Source organism: Magnetospirillum sp. (assembly GCA_027532905.1).
Lineage (GTDB): Bacteria > Pseudomonadota > Alphaproteobacteria > CACIAM-22H2 > CACIAM-22H2 > Tagaea.
In genome coordinates, this window is sequence record JAPZUA010000001.1 from 185,121 (window position 1) to 204,507 (window position 19,387).

At 66.3% G+C, this 19,387-nt stretch carries 19 protein-coding genes; 8 read left to right on the forward strand and 11 right to left on the reverse strand.

From position 1 onward, the window contains the following. Positions 1 to 14 precede the first annotated feature (14 nt). A complete protein-coding gene (locus O9320_00925) occupies positions 15 to 1,553 on the forward strand; it encodes an aldehyde dehydrogenase family protein (protein ID MCZ8309384.1) in 1,539 nt (512 codons plus the stop codon). Here the strand turns inward: O9320_00925 and O9320_00930 are convergent. The 9 genes from O9320_00930 to O9320_00970 form a co-directional block, all read right to left on the reverse strand. Next, entirely contained in the window at positions 1,550 to 2,251 is a 702-nt protein-coding gene (locus O9320_00930; GenBank protein MCZ8309385.1) for an ABC transporter ATP-binding protein, read from the reverse strand. The two genes, O9320_00925 and O9320_00930, sit on opposite strands and share 4 nt — an antisense overlap. Continuing rightward, positions 2,251 to 3,012: an ABC transporter ATP-binding protein gene (locus O9320_00935; protein MCZ8309386.1), complete on the reverse strand. Its 762-nt coding sequence runs from the start codon at positions 3,010 to 3,012 to the stop codon at positions 2,251 to 2,253. The genes O9320_00930 and O9320_00935 overlap by 1 nt, the downstream gene beginning before the upstream one ends. Beyond that, positions 3,009 to 4,889: an ABC transporter permease gene (locus O9320_00940; GenBank protein MCZ8309387.1), complete on the reverse strand. Its 1,881-nt coding sequence runs from the start codon at positions 4,887 to 4,889 to the stop codon at positions 3,009 to 3,011. Before O9320_00940 ends, O9320_00935 begins: the two co-directional genes overlap by 4 nt. A 12-nt stretch (positions 4,890 to 4,901) precedes the next feature. Then, positions 4,902 to 6,110 (reverse strand): ABC transporter substrate-binding protein, encoded by a 1,209-nt coding sequence (locus O9320_00945; GenBank protein ID MCZ8309388.1) that lies wholly within the window; start codon positions 6,108 to 6,110, stop codon positions 4,902 to 4,904. Positions 6,111 to 6,177: 67 nt separating this feature from the next. Next, positions 6,178 to 7,635 (reverse strand): aldo/keto reductase, encoded by a 1,458-nt coding sequence (locus O9320_00950; protein ID MCZ8309389.1) that lies wholly within the window; start codon positions 7,633 to 7,635, stop codon positions 6,178 to 6,180. A 25-nt stretch (positions 7,636 to 7,660) separates the two neighbouring features. Next, positions 7,661 to 8,935 (reverse strand): ABC transporter substrate-binding protein, encoded by a 1,275-nt coding sequence (locus O9320_00955; GenBank protein ID MCZ8309390.1) that lies wholly within the window; start codon positions 8,933 to 8,935, stop codon positions 7,661 to 7,663. 92 nt (positions 8,936 to 9,027) lie between these two features. Then, entirely contained in the window at positions 9,028 to 9,444 is a 417-nt protein-coding gene (locus tag O9320_00960; protein ID MCZ8309391.1) for a hypothetical protein, read from the reverse strand. After that, positions 9,441 to 10,490 (reverse strand): aldo/keto reductase, encoded by a 1,050-nt coding sequence (locus tag O9320_00965; GenBank protein MCZ8309392.1) that lies wholly within the window; start codon positions 10,488 to 10,490, stop codon positions 9,441 to 9,443. Before O9320_00965 ends, O9320_00960 begins: the two co-directional genes overlap by 4 nt. Next, positions 10,487 to 10,822, reverse strand: coding sequence for a TIGR04076 family protein (locus tag O9320_00970; protein MCZ8309393.1), 336 nt, complete (start codon positions 10,820 to 10,822; stop codon positions 10,487 to 10,489). Before O9320_00970 ends, O9320_00965 begins: the two co-directional genes overlap by 4 nt. A 104-nt stretch (positions 10,823 to 10,926) precedes the next feature. Here O9320_00970 and O9320_00975 point away from each other — a divergent pair, with 104 nt between their 5' ends. The 7 genes from O9320_00975 (at position 10,927) to O9320_01005 (ending at position 16,658) form a co-directional block, all read left to right on the forward strand. Continuing rightward, positions 10,927 to 11,685, forward strand: coding sequence for an ABC transporter ATP-binding protein (locus tag O9320_00975; GenBank protein MCZ8309394.1), 759 nt, complete (start codon positions 10,927 to 10,929; stop codon positions 11,683 to 11,685). Then, positions 11,682 to 12,410: an ABC transporter ATP-binding protein gene (locus O9320_00980; GenBank protein MCZ8309395.1), complete on the forward strand. Its 729-nt coding sequence runs from the start codon at positions 11,682 to 11,684 to the stop codon at positions 12,408 to 12,410. The genes O9320_00975 and O9320_00980 overlap by 4 nt, the downstream gene beginning before the upstream one ends. Further along, positions 12,407 to 13,336, forward strand: a complete 930-nt coding sequence (locus O9320_00985; GenBank protein MCZ8309396.1) for a branched-chain amino acid ABC transporter permease — start codon at positions 12,407 to 12,409, stop codon at positions 13,334 to 13,336. The genes O9320_00980 and O9320_00985 overlap by 4 nt, the downstream gene beginning before the upstream one ends. Further along, positions 13,333 to 14,283 (forward strand): branched-chain amino acid ABC transporter permease, encoded by a 951-nt coding sequence (locus O9320_00990; GenBank protein ID MCZ8309397.1) that lies wholly within the window; start codon positions 13,333 to 13,335, stop codon positions 14,281 to 14,283. Before O9320_00985 ends, O9320_00990 begins: the two co-directional genes overlap by 4 nt. 76 nt (positions 14,284 to 14,359) lie before the next feature. Next, positions 14,360 to 15,370, forward strand: coding sequence for an aldo/keto reductase (locus O9320_00995; GenBank protein MCZ8309398.1), 1,011 nt, complete (start codon positions 14,360 to 14,362; stop codon positions 15,368 to 15,370). Further along, a complete protein-coding gene (locus tag O9320_01000) occupies positions 15,367 to 16,203 on the forward strand; it encodes an amidohydrolase family protein (GenBank protein ID MCZ8309399.1) in 837 nt (278 codons plus the stop codon). The genes O9320_00995 and O9320_01000 overlap by 4 nt, the downstream gene beginning before the upstream one ends. Further along, complete coding sequence (locus O9320_01005; protein ID MCZ8309400.1) at positions 16,203 to 16,658, forward strand: fucose-binding protein; 456 nt, start codon at positions 16,203 to 16,205, stop codon at positions 16,656 to 16,658. Before O9320_01000 ends, O9320_01005 begins: the two co-directional genes overlap by 1 nt. Before the next feature lie 4 nt (positions 16,659 to 16,662). On the opposite strand, the gene O9320_01010 is transcribed toward O9320_01005, so the two are convergent. Then, positions 16,663 to 18,159 carry a M81 family metallopeptidase gene (locus O9320_01010; GenBank protein ID MCZ8309401.1) on the reverse strand — a complete coding sequence of 499 codons (1,497 nt, stop codon included), beginning with the start codon at positions 18,157 to 18,159 and terminating at the stop codon, positions 16,663 to 16,665. Positions 18,160 to 18,190: 31 nt separating this feature from the next. Further along, a complete protein-coding gene (locus O9320_01015) occupies positions 18,191 to 19,312 on the reverse strand; it encodes a M24 family metallopeptidase (GenBank protein MCZ8309402.1) in 1,122 nt (373 codons plus the stop codon). Between the last annotated feature and the right edge of the window lie 75 nt (positions 19,313 to 19,387).

Sequence of the window (19,387 nt, forward strand, 5' to 3'; positions counted from 1 at the left end):
TTTTGGAAAAAACCATGACCGCCATCGACTACGCCCAAGAAACTGCCCGCCTGCTCGCGAAGCTCGGCGTGGACCAAACCGCCTTCGCAAACGGGGCACGCCTCGTGCGTACGCCGATCACAGGCCAAACTATCGGTCGCGTTGCGGACGCGGATGTGGCCCAAGCGTCCGCCGCAATCGACGCGGCCCATGCGGCCTATCTCGCGTGGCGCCTCGTGCCAGCCCCGCGACGCGGCGAGCTCGTGCGATTGTTCGGCGACGAATTGCGCGCGCATAAAGAGGCACTCGGGCGGCTCGTGTCGATCGAGGTCGGCAAGGTTGCCTCCGAGGGGTTGGGCGAAGTGCAGGAGATGATCGATATCTGCGACTTCGCGGTGGGCCTGTCGCGCCAGCTCTACGGCCTCACCATTGCGACCGAGCGCGCGCAGCATCGCATGATGGAAACCTGGCATCCGCTGGGCGTGGTCGGCATCGTCTCGGCCTTCAATTTTCCCGTCGCGGTATGGGCATGGAACGCGGCCCTAGCGCTGGTGTGCGGCAATGCGATCGTGTGGAAGCCATCGGAGAAGACGCCGCTCACGGCCCTTGCCACGGCATCGCTGCTCGCGCGCGCGGCGGCCAAATTCGGCGACGTACCCGCAGGGCTGTCGGCCGTACTGCTCGGCGGGCGCGATGTGGGCCACGCCCTCGTCGACAACGCAAAAGTGGCGCTCGTGTCGGCGACCGGCTCCACGGCAATGGGACGTGCGGTTGGCCCACGCGTCGCACAGCGCTTCGGGCGCGTACTGCTGGAACTCGGCGGCAACAATGCCGCGATCGTATGCCCGAGTGCGGATCTCGATCTTGCCGTGCGCGGTCTTGCCTTCGCGGCGATGGGCACAGCTGGCCAACGCTGCACCACGCTGCGGCGCCTGTTCGTGCATAGCTCGATCTACGACGCGTTGATGGCGCGGCTCAAACAAGCCTATCTCTCGGTCGGCATCGGCGATCCTTTGGTCCCCGGCACGCTCGTAGGCCCACTCATCGACAAGGCCGCGTTCGATGCAATGCAGGCCGCCCTTGCCCAAGCAACCGCGCTGGGCGGCAAAGCGACCGGCGGTACGCGCGTAACCGACGGTATTGCCCCAAACGCCCATACTGGCGATGCCTTTTACGTGCGCCCGGCCCTCGTCGAAATGCCGGACCAGATCGGCCCCGTGCTCGAAGAAACCTTCGCGCCGATCCTCTATGCGATGCGCTACGACGATCTCGACGACGCGATCGCGAAGCACAATGAAGTTGCGCAAGGCCTGTCCTCGTCGATCTTCACGAACGATCTGCGCGAGGCCGAAATTTTCCTGTCCGCGCGCGGCTCGGATTGCGGTATTGCCAACGTCAATATCGGCCCGTCGGGTGCCGAGATCGGCGGCGCTTTCGGCGGCGAGAAGGAAACCGGCGGCGGACGCGAGTCAGGGTCGGACTCCTGGCGCGCCTATATGCGGCGGGCGACCAACACGATCAATTACGGGCGCACGCTGCCGCTTGCGCAAGGCGTAAAGTTCGATATCGGCTAAAGCTCGAGATAGGTTTTTCGCACGGCCGAGTCTGCCATAAGTGCGGCCATCGTGCCCGTATAGCGCACCTGACCCTTCTCGAGGATCACGGTGCGGTCGGCGAGCCGCCGTGCGAAATGCAGATTCTGCTCGCACAGCAGCACGGCGAGGCCTTCTTGTTTGAGCGCGGCGATGGCCGCCTCCATCTGCTCGACGATGAGTGGGGCCAAGCCTTCCGACGGTTCGTCGAGCAGCAGCATTTTGGGATTGCCCATCAGCGTGCGCGCGACCGCGAGCATCTGCTGCTCGCCGCCCGACATGCGCCCGCCCGGCCGGTCGATCAGCGTTTCGAGATTGGGGAAGAGCTTGAACAGGCGCGCATGCGTCCAAGGCGCGAACCCGTCGCGCGGGGGGCGGCGCGCCACTTCGAGATTCTCGCGAACCGTAAGGTCCGTGAAAATCCGCCGTTCCTCGGGCACATAGCCGAGCCCGAGCCGCGCGATGCGATAGGGCGCCAAGCCCGCAATGTCGGCGCCGTCGAAAACGATGCGCCCGCGCGTGGGCGGTACGATCCCCAAGATCGCTTTGAGCGTGGTCGATTTGCCGGCCCCGTTGCGGCCCAGAAGCGCGACCACTTCGCCGGCCGCGACGTCGAGCGACACACCCGAGAGAATCTGCGCGCGGCCGTAGCTTGCGTCGAGATCGCGAAGTTCGAGCATCATGTCGCGTCGCCGTACATGGTGCCCGCACCGAGATAGACGCGGCGCACGGTGGGATCGTTGCGCACGGTCTCGGGGCTACCCTCGGCGATCAGGCGGCCGCGATCGAGCACGAGGATGCGGTCGGCGTGGGCGAACACCGTGTCCATGTCGTGCTCGGTGAAGAGCACGCCGATCTTATCGCGGCGCGCGAGGTTTGCCGTAAGCGCCATCAGCGCAAGCCGCTCGGCCGGCGCCATCCCGGCCGTGGGCTCATCCATCAGCAAGAGCCGCGGTTTGCCCGCCAGGGCCACCGCAAGTTCGACGCGCTTCAAATCGCCGTAGGCGAGCGTGCCGCATTGCCGTTCGGCTTGGTCTGCCATACCCACGCGTGCCAGCAATGCAAACGCTTCGTCGCGAAAGAGCGCATCGGCCGAGCGCCACAGGCCAAAGCTTTTGCCCGCGAACGACTGCAACGCAGTCTGCACGTTCTCGCGCACACGCATCGAGGCGAAGGTCGCCGTGATCTGGAAGGTGCGGCCCACGCCCAAGCGCGCGATCGCGCGCGGCGGCAGCCTCGCGATGTTTTCACCCGCCAGCAGGATCGTGCCGCGATCAGGCGCAAGCTGGCCGTTCAGCATGTTGAAGCACGTACTCTTGCCGGCCCCGTTGGGGCCGATCAACGCAACGACCTCGCCGGGGTCAACCGCGAAGCCGACATCGACGACAGCTTCGACGCCGCCGAAGGCTTTGCGCAAGTCCGTTGCGACGAGAAGCGTCATGCAGCACCTCGCAGTCGCTTGAGCGCCCCGCCGAGCCCGTGCGGGAAGGCAAGTACGAGCGCCAGAATCGCGAGACCGAGGATCGCGCGCCAATACTGCGTGTTGCGCGCGATCTCGTCCTGCAGCCACGTGAAGACGGCCGCCCCCAAGACGGGGCCGGTCAAAGTCTGCACCCCGCCCAGCAGCACCATCGCCAACCCATCGACAGAGCGCGCCACACCGAGCGTTTCCGGCGAGATGCTGCCTTTGGCAAACGCGAACAGCCCGCCCGCAAGCCCTGCGAAAGCACCGGAAAGCGCAAAGGCGAGCCACTGCACGCGACGCGTGTCGATGCCGATCGCCTCGGCGCGCATCGGCTGGTCGCGCGCGGCGCGCAAGGCAAGGCCGAAGGGGGCATGCACCGTGCGCCACAAAAAGAAGATGCCGGCCGCACACAGCGTCAACGTAGCCCAGAAATAGAGCGTGCGATCTTTGAGCGCACCTGCGGGCCACAGGCCGATGAGGCCGTTCGACCCGCCGGTCGCATCGTTCCATTGGAACACGACCGACCAGGCGATCTGCGCAAACGCGAGCGTGAGCATCGCCAAATAAACCCCGCTAAGGCGCACGCAAAACCAGCCAAACAGTAGGGCGGCAACCCCGCCCGCAAGCGGGGCTGCGAACAACGCCGCTTCGGCTGGCAGATCGAAGCGCAGGAAAACGAGGGCTGCCGCGTAGCTGCCGAGCCCGAAATAGGCGGCATGGCCGAACGACACGAGCCCGCCCGGCCCCATCAGGAAATGCAAGGAAACGGCGAACAGGGCGAAGACCGCGATGTCGCCCATCAGCACCAGCAAATAGCGGTCGCCGCCGAGCGGGGCCAAGGCCAGGAGCACCAGAACGACCAGCGACGACGGCCAAAAGAGCGGCCCTGGCGGGTCGAGCGGGGCCGCATGCGCCCCCGCCCCGCGTGCCAAGGCCAGCGGCTTGCCAAGCAGACCCCAGGGGCGCAAGACGAGGACCGCCGCCATGATCGCGAATTCGACAACGAGCGTGAGTTTGCTGAACGACACGACCGTGCCGAACATCGATACGTCGCCAAGGGCGATGCACAAGGCTTTGGCTTGCGCAATCAGCAGCGCCGCCAGAAAAGCACCGCCGATCGAGCCCATGCCGCCGACCACGACGACGACGAACGCATCCGAGATTACGGCGATGTCGAGCGACAATTGGGCGGGTTCGCGCGGGATCTGCAACGCCCCGCCGAGCCCGGCCAGAAACGCGCCCAAGAAAAACACCGAGGTGAACAGGCGCCGCTCGTCGGTGCCGAGGGCCGCCAGCATCTCGCGGTCTTGCGTGGCCGCGCGCACGAACATGCCGTAGCGCGTGCGGTGCAGGAGCAGCCACAGCAAACCAAAGACAAGCGGGCCGGCCGCGATCATCAGGAGTTCGTATTCGGGAAAACGGCGGCCGAAGATTTCGACCGCACCGCGCAAGCCCGGAGCGCGCGGCCCCAGCAGTTCCTCGGCCCCCCAGAAATACAGCACGGCGTCTTTGATGATCAGGACCAGCGCAAACGTTGCGAGCAGCTGGAACAGTTCGGGCGCTTTGTAGATGCGCCGCAGAACGACAATCTCGATGGCGGCCCCGATGGCGCCGACGCACAAGGCGGCCGCCAGCACCCCGCCCCAGAATCCGAGCAGCGTGCTGCGCCCGAAAAGATCGATCAGGCTCCAGGCGAGATAGAGCCCGAGCATGAACAAGGCGCCGTGCGCGAAATTGACAATGCGCGTGACGCCGAAGATCAGCGACAGCCCCGCCGCCACCAGAAACAGCGACGAAGCGCCCGCCAACCCGTTCAGAAACTGGATCAGGATGTCGGCGAAAATATCCGACACGAAGCGATGGTCCTATTCGGGCGGGCGCAGGCTGCGGACCTCGGCGTCCGGCGGCAAATAATCGGCCCCGTCCGCGTAGCGCCAATCGGTCATGACGCCCTTGCCGTTGCGAAGGCCGATGCGGCCCACATAGGCACCCATCGTCGATTGATGGTCGAGCGGCCGGTAGACGATGCGCCCGAACGGCGTGCTGTGCGACAAACCCTTCATCGCGTCGACGATTTTTTCGGGCTCGAGCGAGCCCGCTTTGCGGATCGCCTCGGCCGCACCGATCACGGCCGCATAACCAACGACCGAACCGAGGCGCGGATAGTCGCGGAACTTCGCCTGATAGGCCGCCAAAAACCGGTCGTGCTCGGGCGTTTTGATGTCCTGCCACGGATAGCCGGTCACGTACCAACCGACGGGCGCTTCGTCGAGCAGCGGGTCGAGATATTCGGGCTCGCCCGCCAGCAGGTTGAAGACCTCGACATTGCGGAACAAGCCGCGCGTGGTGCCCTCGCGCACGAAGCGCGACAAATCGGGCCCGAACAGCGACGAGAAAATCGCCTCTGGCCGGGCAGCCTGCAAGGCGGCCGCGACCGGACCCGCTTCGATGCGGCCCAGCGGCGTTGCCTGTTCGGCAACGAACTCGATATTCGGCTGGCGCGCCTGCATGAGCTTCTTGAACGCAGCCGTCGCCGACTGGCCGTATTCGTAGTTCGGATAGACGATGGCCCAGCGGCGCTTGGCCACGCGCACGGCATCGGGGACAAGCATCGCGGTCTGCATGTAGGTCGAAGCGCGCAGACGGAACGTGTAGCGGTTGCCCTGCTCCCACACAATCTTGTCGGAAAGCGGCTCGGACGCCAAGAACGGCACTTTGCGTTCCTTGGCAAAACTCGACACGGCAAGTCCCACGTTCGACGCGAACGTGCCCATCAGCATCGACACGCGCTCGCGCGCCAAAAGCTCTTCGGCCACGCGCACCGCGTCGCCGGGCTGGCCGTTGTCGTCGCGCACCACGATCTCGATCGGCCGGCCCAGAGCGCCGCCGCTTGCGTTGATCTCGTCGACCGCGAGATCCATGCCCTTTTTGTAGGGCTCGAGGAAGGCCGCGAAGACTTTGTACGAGTTGAGCTCGCCGATGCGAATCGGCTCGCGCGCTTGTGCCATCGCACGGGGCGCGGCCAGGGCTGCAGCGGCAGCTCCACCGATTTTCAGCACATGCCTGCGATCCATCGCGTCGTCTCCTTCGGCGGAAATCATTGCGGCCGATTATGGCCCGATTATGGCTCAGATCGCCGCGCTATTCGACGACTGCTTCGGCTTCCATTTCAACCGCATAAGGGCCGACCAAGCGCCCGATCTCGAGCAGCGTGTTGGCCGGGCGGACGGCACCGAACACGCGCCCGTGCACGCGCGACACTGCCTCCCAGTCGTCGGCATCGGCCAGATACACGCGCGTGCGCACCACGTCGTCGATCGAAGCCCCAAGCGCTTCGAGCGACGCTGCGATCTTGTCGAGAATATAGACGGCCTGGCCTTCGGCATCGCCGGGGCACACGGCCATGCCCGTTCCGTGCGTGGCGGTCGTCCCGCTCACGAACACACGCTGGCCCTCGCGCACCGCGCGCGAATAGCCCGCAATGGGTTCCCACTGGCTGCCGCTGTCCACGCGCCAGCGCGCGGTGCGCCCCGGAACGGGCTGGGCTTCGTAGATTTTCGGCAACGAGTCGAGATGGTGGCTCAAATCGCCCGAGGCGGTCAGGAACGGCGGCTTGCGATATTCGTCGCCGCAATCGCCCGGAATGGGCGACGCGGTCGCCAACGCCGCATCGAGCCTCGCGCGGTCTTCTGCGTCGAACGAAAACGCAAACGTGCCGAGATTGGCCGTGCGATGCTCGCGCTCGCCGGGCCGCGACCCAACGATGGCAGCCGCCACGGCTTCATGGTCGAGCACCCAGCGCGTGGCCACATTGGCGACCGACACGCTGTGGCGCTTGGCGATTGCGGATGCGGCGCCAAGGATTGTCTGCAGCACCGCCCAGCCGCCCGCCGCATCGATAAAGCGTTTGTATTTGGACTTGCTCCAGTCCGGAATGTCGACGGGCTCGGGCTGGCCGACCCAACGGTCGGTCAAGAAGCCGCCCGCAAGCGTGCCGTAAGCGAGCAGCTTGACGCCGTGCGCGTTGCAGAACGCGCTCATGCGGCCCGCCGCACGCCGGTCGAGCAGCGAGAACGACACTTGGTTCGTCGCGATCGGAATGCCGTGCTTGACCAAGAGCCGCAGATGGTCGGTATCGAAATTGGTGAGGCCGAGGGCGCCGATGCGCCCCTCGCCTACCATCTTCGCCATCTCTGCAAGCGCATCGAGATAGGCTGGATGGCGATACTGCCACCAATGGAACTGCATGAGATCGATGCGCGCGAGCCCCAGACGCTCGAAGCTGCGCCCCACGCCTTCGCGCACGATCTCAGCATTCATCGGCCCCGGCGGCGGGCACCATTTGGTGAAAGCGCGCGCTTTGCCGCGCCACGGCCCTGCGAGCAGCCGACCGACGATGATCTCCGCACTGCCGTAATGGTCGGCCATGTCGAACGCATCGAACCCGGCCGCCGCGTACTCTGCAAGAGATGCGGCGGCCACATCGGGATCGAGCGCCCCGCGATCGCGCTCCATGTCGGCGACCTGCCACAGGCCGGTCAGCAGGCGCGGGATCGCGAGCCCGGGTGCGAGTTCGATGCGCGGCGGAACAGCCGCCATTGCGAAGACCCTTGTGCGGCCCGCGTCAGCGCGGCGGCAGACGGCGCTGCACGTCCTGCACTTCGTTCGTCGACATTTCGCCGACCGTGACGATGTTGCCGTCCGTGATGCGCCACTTGCGGAACGGACCCGTGATGTCGCCGTTCGCATCGAACGTGACCGGGCCGATCACGCCGACATACGAGATGCGCTTGCCTTCGCGCAGCAGCTGCAGGCCGCGGCGGAACTCGGCCGCACCGGCATGGATCGGCTCGCCGCCCGGGCCCGTCACTTCGCGGATCGCGTCGCGGATGGCGGCGGATTCCGCACGGCCGGCTTTGGCGATGGCAAGGCCCAGAATGGCGGCGGCATCGTAAGCGCGGTCGGCGGCCGGCGCGTTCGCGTCGAACCCGCCCGACATGGCAGGGTACGCGGTCGCGAAATACTCGGTCGACGGCGTGCGCACCGTGCCCGACGAGGTGCCGAACGCGTTGTTGAGGAAGCGCGGGCCAACGTCGCGGATGAAATCGGCACTGTTCATGCCGTCGTTGAGCAGGAAGGTCTGCGCCCCGCCCTGCTGCAGCCACGTGCGCGCGATCGTCGTGCCGTCGCCGGGATACGAGACGAGATAGAGGGCGGGCGGATTGCCGCGCATCGCAGCCGTCACTTCGGGCGCGTAGGAGGGCTGGCTCGGATTGTAGGGCACGGTGTTCGTGATCTTGCCGCCGAGGGCTTCGAAGGCGCGGCGGAATTCGTTCACCATGTTGACGCCGAAATCGTTGTTCACATGGATGATGGCGAGTTCCTTGAGGCCCTGGTCCATCGCGTATTTCGCGGCGGCCGTTCCCTGCAGCGCGTCCGACGTGATCGTTCGGAAAAACACGCCCTTGGACGTGCCCTCGGCCGACAGGCGCGTGAGCGTGGGCGAGGACGATGCGGGCGAAATCTGCACGATGCCGGCAGGTGCGGTCACCGACGTCAGCACCGGGATCGACACTGACGAGATGATGCCGCCGAGGATTGCGGGCACGCGGCGAAGATCGACCAACTGGCGCGCCTGGTCGACTGCGACCGAACCCTGGCTCTGCGCATCGCGCAGATCGATCGCCAGACGGCAGCCGGCAACGCCGCCTGCCGTGTTGAGATCGTTGAACGCAAGTTCAGCCGATTTGGATGCCGCCTGGCCGAAACGCCCGGCCGGCCCCGTCAGCGACACGACCATGCCGATCGTGTGGGTGCAGCCCTGCGCCAGAACGGGTGCGGGCTGGAATTGAGCAGCAGCGGCAACGGCAGCAACGGCGATCAGCGAAGCAAAGCGCACGGCTTGGATCCTTTCGGAGGGGGGCGGTCGGGAGACATTAATTGCGCACAGTTTGGTAGGGGAATTCCGATTTGGCAAGCGGGTTCAGGCGCTCAACCCGCAATCCATGTCTCGTGCACGGCGAGCCAGCGCAGGCCATTGGGCGCAGCTTGGACCGGGCGGAACACGGCACTCGCGCGGCGCTGCAACGGACCGGGGCGGCCGGTCTGGATTTCGTCGTAGCCGACGCAGATGAAATCCGCCCCGTGCGCCAATGGTACAGCGGCTTCGATCGCGATGCCAAAACCGGCGCCGAAGGCGGCACGGTTTGCGTTCAGCATTGCGAGCACACCCGCGCGGTCGAGGCGTTTGCCGGCGGGGCCGACCATCGTGAATTCAGGCGCGAACGCCGATTCGAAACGCGCGAAGAGTTCGGGGCCGCCACCCAGCCCCATCCACGCCGCAAAAGCCGCGTGCAGTTCTTCGATCTCGCGCAAAGCGGCGGCGAAAGAAGGAACCGCGTCGGTCATGGCTTGTTCAGATTGTATTTCATGATGCGGCCGTGGCGGCCCTCCTTGTCGCGCTCGAGCGTGTAGGTGTCGCCGAGCGGCCCTCGACGGCGGGCGAGCACCGCGTCGATCCGGGCACGGTCTTGCGCGTCGAGCGCAAAGGCGAACATACCCAGATTGTCGGCCAGGTGCGCTGCATAGCGGGCACCGACGATGATGCCGGCCACGTGCGGGCGGTCGAGCGTCCAGCGACCGGCCACGCACGAGAGCGACACGCCGTGCTTGTCGCCGATCGCCTGGCAGACCGCGAGCAGTTCCTGGAACAGATCCCAGCCGCCGAAATCGTCGATCACGAGCTTGTATTTGACGAGGCTGCGATTGTGCGAAAGATCGCTCGGCTCCGGTTTGCCGAGCCAAGCTTTCGAGAGAAAACCGCCCGCAAGCGTGCCGTAGCACAGGAGCTTCATGCCCGTGCGGGCGCACAGGCCCGCAAGGGCGGTCTCGGGGCGCGCGTCGAGAAGCGAATACTGCACTTGCATCGAGGCGAGCTTCACGCCCGCATCGAACATCGCTTGCGTGTGCGGCGTGTCGAAATTGGTCGCCCCGACCTGGTCGATCTTGCCTTCGCGCGCGAGATCGGCCAGCACGCAGGCGATCTCGGCATGGCGCGGTACTGCGTAGTTCCACCAATGGAACTGCACGAGATCGAGCCGCGCGGCACCCAAGCGCTTGAGCGACCGCTCCACGATCGCGCGCGCATAAGCGGCGTCGCAGGTCGCAAGATCGTCCCAATCGGGCACAAATTTTGTGTGGACTTTGAGGCCTGCGAGGGCGGCGGCCCCTCGGGCTTGCAGCAGGCGGCGGCGGAATTCGCCGATGAGTTCTTCCACGCCCGTATAGATGTCCGCACAGTCGAAGACCGTTACGCCCGCATCGACGAACGCGAACATGTCGTCGACCGCGCGCGCCGCATCGACCGGGCCGTGGCCGCCCGCAAGCTGCCAGCCGCCGCGCAGCAGGCGCGAAATTTCGTAGCCTGGGGCGAGGCTGAAGCGTTCGACCGTCATGGCCGTTTCACGGCCGTCGTTGCGGCATGGCTGAAGCGGCGCTTCTCGCCCCGCTTGATGCGAAAACGCGTCGTGCAGTTGGGATCGGGGCAGGCGACTTCCGCGTCGGTCGTCATCCAATCGTTGGGATGCGTGGGGCGTTGTTTGGCCGCCAGCAGCGGCAGCAAGGCGCCCAGCGAATAGATCGAAAAACCCTGGCCCGGCGGCAGATGCAGCATCTCGCCGCGCAGCTCGAAATGATCGCCCGGTTTGGCGCCGCAATAGACGGCCCCGCCCTCGGGCGCCACGACCTCGACGCGCAGATCGTAAAGCTCGAAATTGTCGTCGCTCAAACGCCGATCCCCATGTTGCGATGGCTTGCGGATGCGCGTTCCTTCATGCTCTATTTTCGCCATGCGCGCAACGCCCCCACATAAGCGCGCACATCTCGGGATCCATGCTGCAAATACGCGACCTTGCCAAACGCTTCGGCGGCAACCGCGCCGTCGACGGCGTCTCGTTCGACGTGCCCAAGGGTGCCATCGCCGGCCTCATCGGCCCGAACGGGGCCGGCAAAACCACGTTGTTCAACTGCGTGGCCGGGCTCTATCGGCCCGATGCCGGCGCGATAACGCTCGACGGCAACCGCATCGACGGCAAGCGGCCGTCGCTTGTGCATGCGGCAGGGCTAGGGCGCACCTTCCAGATCCCGCGCCCGTTTCCGGCCATGAGCGTGCTCGAAAACGTGCTGGTGGGGGTACCCGGCCAGAGCGGCGAGCGTTTCTGGGCCAACTGGTTTGCACCCGCACGCGTCGCTTCCGACGAAGCCAAGGCCCGCGAGACCGCGCGCGCCTGGATCGATTTCGTGGGCCTGAGCGCCCTCGAACAGGCCCCTGCCCGCGTGCTCTCGGGCGGGCAGCGCAAATTGCTGGAACTGGCGCGTGCGATGGTCGCCGACCCGCGCTTGGTGCTGCTCGACGAGCCGGCCGCCGGCGTCAATCCCGCCTTGCTCGAGAAGATCATCGACCGCATCGCCGAGATCAACCGGCGCGGGACGAGCTTCCTGATCGTCGAACACAATATGGATATGGTCATGCGCCTGTGCCATCCGATCGCGGTGATGGCGCAGGGCAAGCTCATCGCGTTCGGCGACGCGGATTCCGTGCGCCGCAATCCGACCGTGGTCGAAGCCTATCTCGGCGGTGCCGTCGCATGAGCGTCGCCCTCGAAATCTCCGACCTCGAAGCGGGCTACGAGCCGGGCCTTGCGATCGTGCGGGGTGCTTCGCTTGGCGTTGCGGCGGGCGAGATCGTGGCGTTGCTCGGACCCAATGGGGCGGGCAAATCCACGCTCGCCAAAGCGGTCGCGGGCCTCGTACCGATTTTTTCGGGCAGCGTGAGGCTTGGCGGTGCGGAGATCGCGGGCACGGCGGCGCATTTGTTGGCGCGTGCGGGCTTGGGCTTCGTGCCGCAGACGGAAAACGTGTTCGCACCGCTCACGGTCGCCGAAAATCTCGAACTTGCAGCGGCCGTGGCGCACGTGAAAGCCAAGCAGCGCTTGCCCGAGCTTTACGCGCTGTTTCCGGATCTCGCCAAAGCGCGCCGCATCGATGCCGGGCGGCTCTCGGGCGGCCAGCGTCAGATGCTGGCGATGGCGCGCGCCCTCGTGCCCAACCCGCGCGTGCTGATCCTCGACGAGCCGTCGGCGGGCCTGTCGCCGAAGCTCGTCGATCACGCCTTTGCCAAACTCGTCGAAATCGCGGCATCGGGTGTGGCCGTGCTGCTCGTCGAGCAGAACGTCAAAGCCGCACTTGCGATCGCAGCACGCGGCGCGGTGCTGGTCGAAGGCCGCGTGCATGTCGATGCCCCCGCGCGCGACCTGCAAGTGCCGGGCGTGCTCGAGCGTTTGTTCTTCCCGCATGCCGAGGTGGGCGCACCATGATCCTGCAGATCCTCGCAGACGGCCTCATCGTCGGCTCGACGATTGCGCTCGGCGCCATCGGTCTCACCATGACCTATTCGCTGCTGCGCTTCGCCAACTTCGCGCATGGCGAATTCATCGCGTGGGGGGCGTATCTGGTTTTGACGTTCCTCGGCTTTTTCCTCGCACTCGGCGGCGGCGGGGCGATGGCGCCATTGGGGCCGTTCTCGTTCGGCTGGCAATTGCTGGCGGCACTCGTTGCGGGGGCGATCGCGACGGCACTCCTCGCCCTCCTGCTCGACTGGCTGCTGTTCGACCGGTTGTCGACGCAGGGCAGCGCCATCGTGCTAACGATCGCGAGCTTCGGTGCCGCGCTGGCGCTGCGGAACTTTCTGCAGTTCGTCTACGGCTCGCTGCCCGCCTATTACACGCGCGAACTGCAGATCGCGATCCATATCGTGCCGCGCGATGTGGGCGGCGGCTTGCGCGCGACGCCCGACCAACTCTTCGTGCTGGGACTTGCCCTCGTGCTGGTCGTGGCCTTGCACCTGTTCTTGCAGCGCACGACGGCCGGGCGCGCGATGCGCGCGGTTGCGCACAATCCCGCTTTGGCGCGCGTGACCGGCATAGACGTTGCGAGCGTGGTGCGCTGGACCTGGATTCTGGGTGCGATCCTTGCGGCGGTGGCCGGCACGTTTGCGGGCCTTGTAGGCCAGCTACGCCCGCAGATCGGTTTCGATCTGCTGCTGCCTTTGTTCGCGGCCGCCATTCTGGGCGGGATCGGCAGCGTGCCGGGTGCCGTGATCGGCGGGCTCATTGTGGGTCTCGCCGAAAGTGCCGCCGTTCCGCTGATCGGGGCCGAATACCGAGCAGCGGCCGCGTTCGGCGTGCTGATCGCGATTTTGCTCGTACGCCCGCAAGGTCTGTTTGCGGAGCGTGCGAAATGAGCGAGCTACTGCCGGTCCTGTCCTACGCGACGTTCTTTTTCGTCTTCGCGTCGATCTTCGCGACGATGGCGCTCGGGCTCAATCTGCAATGGGGCTATACGGGGCTGTTCAATGTCGGCGTGGCGGGCTTCGTGGCGGTCGGTGCCTATGCCTCGGCCCTGCTGACCACGCCGCCCGACGCGGCACCGGGTGCCGTGCGCGTCGTCGGCCTCGGCCTGCCGATCGTGGTGGGCTGGATCGGCGGCACGGCCGCTGCCGGTCTCGTCGCTGCCGCCGTCGGATTTGCAGCTTTGCGACTGCGTCACGACTATCTGGCGATCGCGACGTTCGGCATCGCCGTGGTGATCCAGCTCGTCGCCCTCAATGCGCAGAAATTGACTGGCGGGCCGTTCGGCATCCAGTTCATCCCGAAACCTTTCGACGCCGAACTCGACGGCTCGCTTGCCTTCAACGCGCTCTATCTCGTGCTGACGCTGGCGGCTCTCGGGGCCGTCTATGCGGGCCTCCAGCGTTTGGCCGCAAGCCCGTGGGGCCGCGTTTTGCGCGCAATCCGCGAGGATGAAACGGCCGCCGAAGCGCTCGGCAAACGCGCCTTCGCGTTCCGCCTGCAATCCTTCGCGATCGGCGGTGCGATCATGGGCTTCGGAGGTGCTCTCTATGCGCATTTTGTGGGCTACATCGCCCCCGAAGATTTTCTGCCGATCCTCACCTTCCAAATCTGGACCATGCTGATCGTCGGCGGGGCCGGCAGCAATCGCGGGGCCATCGCAGGCGCCATCGTCGTGTGGGCGATCTGGACGATCGCGGGCAACGGCTTGCGCGAACTGATCCCGCCGGCCGACCAGGCGCGCGCGGCCTCGCTGCAGATCGTGCTGGTCGGCGTGCTGCTCGCGGCGATGCTGTTGTGGCGCCCGCACGGTCTCTTGGGGCCGCGCCCGTCCAAGTGAGGCGTTCCCGCTTGGCGAGCGGATGCGGGACGCGGTATCAAAAAGACTCCAAGAACCCGCGGAAAAGGGCACGGCCATGATCGCAGCGCGCACGCTCGGCAAATCGGGGATTGCCGTCTCGGAGATCGGTTTCGGCGGCGCGCCGCTCGGCGATCTCTTCGCCGTGCTCGACGAAAGCGCGGCGGTCGCCACCGTCGAAGCTTCCCTCGATGCCGGCGTGACCCTGCTCGACACATCGCCCCTCTACGGCCACGGCCTGTCCGAACATCGCATCGGGGCTGCCTTGCGCCGACGGCCACACGTGCGGTCCGTGCTCTGCACGAAGGTGGGCCGTGTCGCCGATCCGTTTTTGCCGCGCGCGGGCGAGACCGATTTCGTCGGCGGATTGCCGCATCGGCTGCGCTTCGACTATTCCCACGACGGCGCGCTGCGCTCGATCGAGCAGTCGCTGCTGCGCTTAGGCACATCGCGCCTCGACGTCGTGCTGATCCACGACGTCGATGTGTGGACGCACGGGGCCGCCGCGATCGACGCGCGCTTCGAAGAAGCGGTCGCGGGCGCCTATCGCGCCTTGCGCCGCTTGCGCGACGAAAAAACCATCGGCGCGCTCGGTGTGGGCGTCAACGAAGCCGACATGTGCATGCGGTTCGCCGAGCGCTGCGACATCGACTGCGTGCTGCTGGCCGGGCGCTATTCGCTGCTCGAGCAGCCGGCCGCCGAAACGTTCCTGCCGCTTGCACAAGCGCGCAATATCGGCGTGATGCTGGGCGGGGTATTCAATTCCGGCATCCTCGCGACAGGCGCTGTCGCAGGTGCCAAGTACAATTATAAACCCGCCCCGCCTGAGATCCGCGCGAAGGTCGAGAAGATCGAAGCGGTCTGCCGCCGCCACGGCGTCAAGCTCGCCGATGCCGCGCTGCGTTTTGCCCTCGCCCATCCGGTCGTCGCCAGCGTCGTGCTGGGGGCGGTGACGCCGACTGAAATCGCCGCCCAGCAGGCGAGCCTTGCCGCCACGATTCCGAGGGCCTTGTGGGCCGATCTCGTTGCCCAAGGCTTGCTCGACGCAAATCTGCCGGTGCCCACATGACGCATCGGCACATCGACGCGCACCAGCATTATTGGCGCGTCGCGCGCGGCGACTATGGCTGGCTCACGCCCGCATCGGGGCTGCTCTATCGCGACTACATGCCGCCGGATCTGGCCCCCCTGCTTGCCGCGCACGCAATCGGCGAGACCATTCTCGTGCAGGCGGCCCCCAGTGTGGCCGAAACGAATTTTCTGCTCGAAATCGCGCGCGGTACGCCGAGCGTTGCGGGCGTCGTCGGCTGGGTCGATTTCGCCGACGGCGACGCGCCTGCGACCATCGCTTCACTCGCGCAAAATCGGCTGCTGGTCGGGCTTCGGCCGATGGTGCAGGACATCGCCGACGACGATTGGCTGCTCGACCCGCGCCTCGACGCGGCGTTTGCGGCACTCGCCGCACACGGGCTCGTGTTCGACGCGCTCGTTCTGCCGCGCCATCTGCGGCAATTGCTCGTGCGCGCCCGCCGCCATCCCAACGTAACGTTCGTGATCGACCATGCCGCCAAGCCGTTCATCCGGGCTGGCACGCTCGATCCGTGGCGCCGGGAACTCGCCGAACTCGCTTTGCTTCCGAACACCACCTGCAAACTCTCGGGCCTCGCCACGGAAGCCGCCGAAAACTGGACCGTTGCCGACCTCGCCCCCTATGCGGCGCACGTGCTCGCCTCGTTCGGGACCGAACGCACGCTCTGGGGGAGCGATTGGCCGGTCGTCGAGAAAGCCGGCGGCTATGCGCGCTGGTTCGACACGGCTCAAACGCTTGCCGGTTTGCATCCCGGCGTGTTCGGCGACAATGCGGCACGCCTCTATCTTGCGACGCGCGGAAGGAACGCCTGATGCTGACGAATATCGATCCGGTTCTGTCGCCCGATCTGCTGTGGGTGCTCGCCGCCATGGGGCATGGCGACGATCTTGCGCTCGTCGATGGCAACCATCCGGCCGAAACGATCGCGGCACACACGACGTCCAAGCGGCTGGTGCGCCTGCCGGGCTTGACGATGGAGCGGGCCGCGCGCGCCATCCTGTCGGTGCTGCCGCTCGACGATTTCGTCGACGATCCGGTGCGCCGCATGCAGATGGTCGGCGATCCCGCGACCGTACCCGACGTGCAGAAGCGCGTACAGGCCGAGATCGATCGTGCCGCAGGCCGTAGCCTCGCACTCGTCGGCATCGAGCGCTTTGCGTTTTATGCGGCCGCAAAATGCGCGTTCGCCGTCGTACAGGTCGGCGATCCGCGCGCCTATGGCTGCTTCCTGCTGCGCAAGGGCGTGATCGCGACCGAACTCCGATAGGCAATCAGCCGAAGACCGGCCCGTGCGGGCGCAAGCGTAAGCCTTTGCGCAAGCGCTTCCACGCGAGTGCGGCCGGATCGGCCGGATTGGGGCCCGGTGCGGCGACAACCAGCACCTCTTCGGCGATCGGCTGGAAATCGGCGCGGAAATGCACCGAGCTCTTGACCGCGACGATCTTTTCGCGGATCGGCTCGATGCCGACATGGCGGAACATTTCCTGGTCGGCCGTCTGCACCTTCTTGCTCGCGAGCACCACGCGAACGCCATTCGCCTCGAGTACTGCCATCGGCCCCAGCTGCATGCGGCTGCCGCCGTAGAACGGCCCCGTGCACATGAAAGCACCGTCCCCGGTCGCCAGCACCTTGAACGGGCCGACGACCGGCTCCACCCCCGGCCAGCCGAACAAGGCGCCCAACCGAAACTCGGCACTGTTGCCGATGCCCACTTGATGCGCCTGGCGTGCGGCGGCGGGATCGATCAGCATGCCCAACACCGCGCCTTGCGGGCGCAGGCGCAGCATGGCCGCAAGCAGCCCGGTCGTGTCGCCGTTGCCGCCCGCACCGGGATTGTCTTGCGTATCGGCGAGCACGACCGGCTTGCCGTTGCGCCCGCCACGTGCGGCCGCGCGTGCGACCGCGTCTGCAGGCGAATAGAGTTCCGCCACATAGTCGCGCTCGGCCTCGCACACAGCGGCCGCGAGTTCGGCAACGGCGGCCTCGATTGCGGCAGCATTGTGCGCAAAGCCGAACACGGACGGCGCGCAGTCGCGAATGTCGGCGGCCGGAAAGCCCGTGCAGTAGGACAAAACGGCACCGCTGCGCGTCTCGATCTCGGCCAAGCGCCGATAGAGTCCGGCACTTGGCTCGATCAGCGAGCATTGTGCCGTGAGCGGGATCATGAACGGGATCTGGCGGAAAGCGCCAGCAAGCCGCTCGCCCGTGGCAAGCAGGCGTGCGACGAGCGCGAAGGCGCGCGCGCCCGTCTCGGCCATATCGACATGCGGATAGGTGCGGTAGGCAACGCACGCATCCACGATATCGAACATCGCGCGCGACACGTTGGCGTGCAGATCGAGCGACACGACGATGGGCACGTTCCGCCCGACGACCGCGCGCACGCGGCGCACGATTTCGCCCTCGCCGTCTTCGAGCGAGTCGGTGACCATCGCCCCGTGCAGATCGAGATAGACCGCATCGACCGGCAAAGCCTTGGCAAGATCGGCGCACATCGCGTCGACGACTTCCGCGAAGATGTCGTCGGCGACTTCCGCGGAGGGCGTGGCATTGGCACAGATCAGCGGGGCGAGCCTGTGGCCCGCGGCCGTGGCGGCCGCGATGAAACCCGCGATCGGCACGTTCATGCCCACAAATGCCGCCGGAATGGCAGCCCCCCGCACCATCGACGGCCAGCCGCCGCCATGCAGAAAGGCCGCGCGATCGGCTTTGGAAGGCGCAAACGTGTTGGTTTCGTGCTGGAAGGTTCCGACCGCGATCGTCGCCATTTTTTGTCCTCTGACTTTGCCGTACCCGCTTCTAGCCGACCACGTGCCATTGGTGGCGAAAGCCGCCCAGCGCCCGGCCGCCGTCGGTGCCGACCAGATAGTTGTTGGTGGCCGAAATCCCGAGCCCGTCGGCCGTGAGAATGCCGGGATGAATGTTGATCATCGTGTTTTCGCGGATCGGATCGGCCGATCCCGGCAGCCCGAATGGGCGCAGCAGCGAGTGCATGCCCTGGCCGTGGAAATCCCACAAACGGCGGCCGACGATCTCGACGCCGGCTTTTTCATAGGTTCGGCGGATGACGCCCACGACGTCGTCCGCGACGATGCCAGGCCGCGTCGAGGCGATCGCGTTTTCGATCGCCTCGGCCACGAGGGAATGTTTGCAAAGCCACGCCGCTCCGGGCGGCCGAAACGAAAAACAAGCGCCAAGCTCGACGAGATAGCCGTCGTCGGTCAGGAACTCCATGAACATTTTGTAGACATCGTCGGCGTCGATGCGCCGATCCGTCGCCGGGCGCGTGCCGGCCTTAAAATCGTGGTTGAGATGGATGACGCCCTCGAGCGCACCCCGACCGATCGCCGTTTGGAACGCGTCGGCCACAACCTCGCGCTCGCTGCGGCCCGGGCGCAGCGCGGCTTTGAATGCGTCGAACACGCGCGCGACGTCGTCGTGCGCGCGCGCAACGGCGCCGAGATCCTCGGGCGACAAAACGCACCACAGATCCTCGACGAGGTCGGTCGCATCGGCGAGCGGATTCGCCGGCAGGGCCGCCGCCAGCTGCTGCGCGTCACCATGCCCCAATATCGTCTTCATGCCGACGATGCCGATCGTCGCCTTGGCGCCGACGGTTTCCTTGAGAAGGGCGGCTGCGGCTGCGATCTTGTCGGGAACCGCGCGCGTGTCGGCGATGGCGCTAAGCTCCTTTGCCCATTCGGCCTGGGCACCCATCCCGAGCAGCAGTACTGGATCGCGTGCCAGCGAAACCACTAGAAAAGCCGTGCCGCCATAGAGGCGCCAATTCGCGTAGTAGCGAATATAGCCCTTTTGCTGGAATTCGGTGTTGCCGACGATCACGAGGGCCTCGAAGCCCGCTTCGCGCATGCCTGCACGCAGGCGCTGCTGGCGACGGTCGATCTCGGTCGGCGATGCCATGCGGGCGTGTCCCTTCTGCGCGACCACGCGCGCAATTCGTTAGGCTAGCCGCATCCGCCCTTCGGAATCCACCGC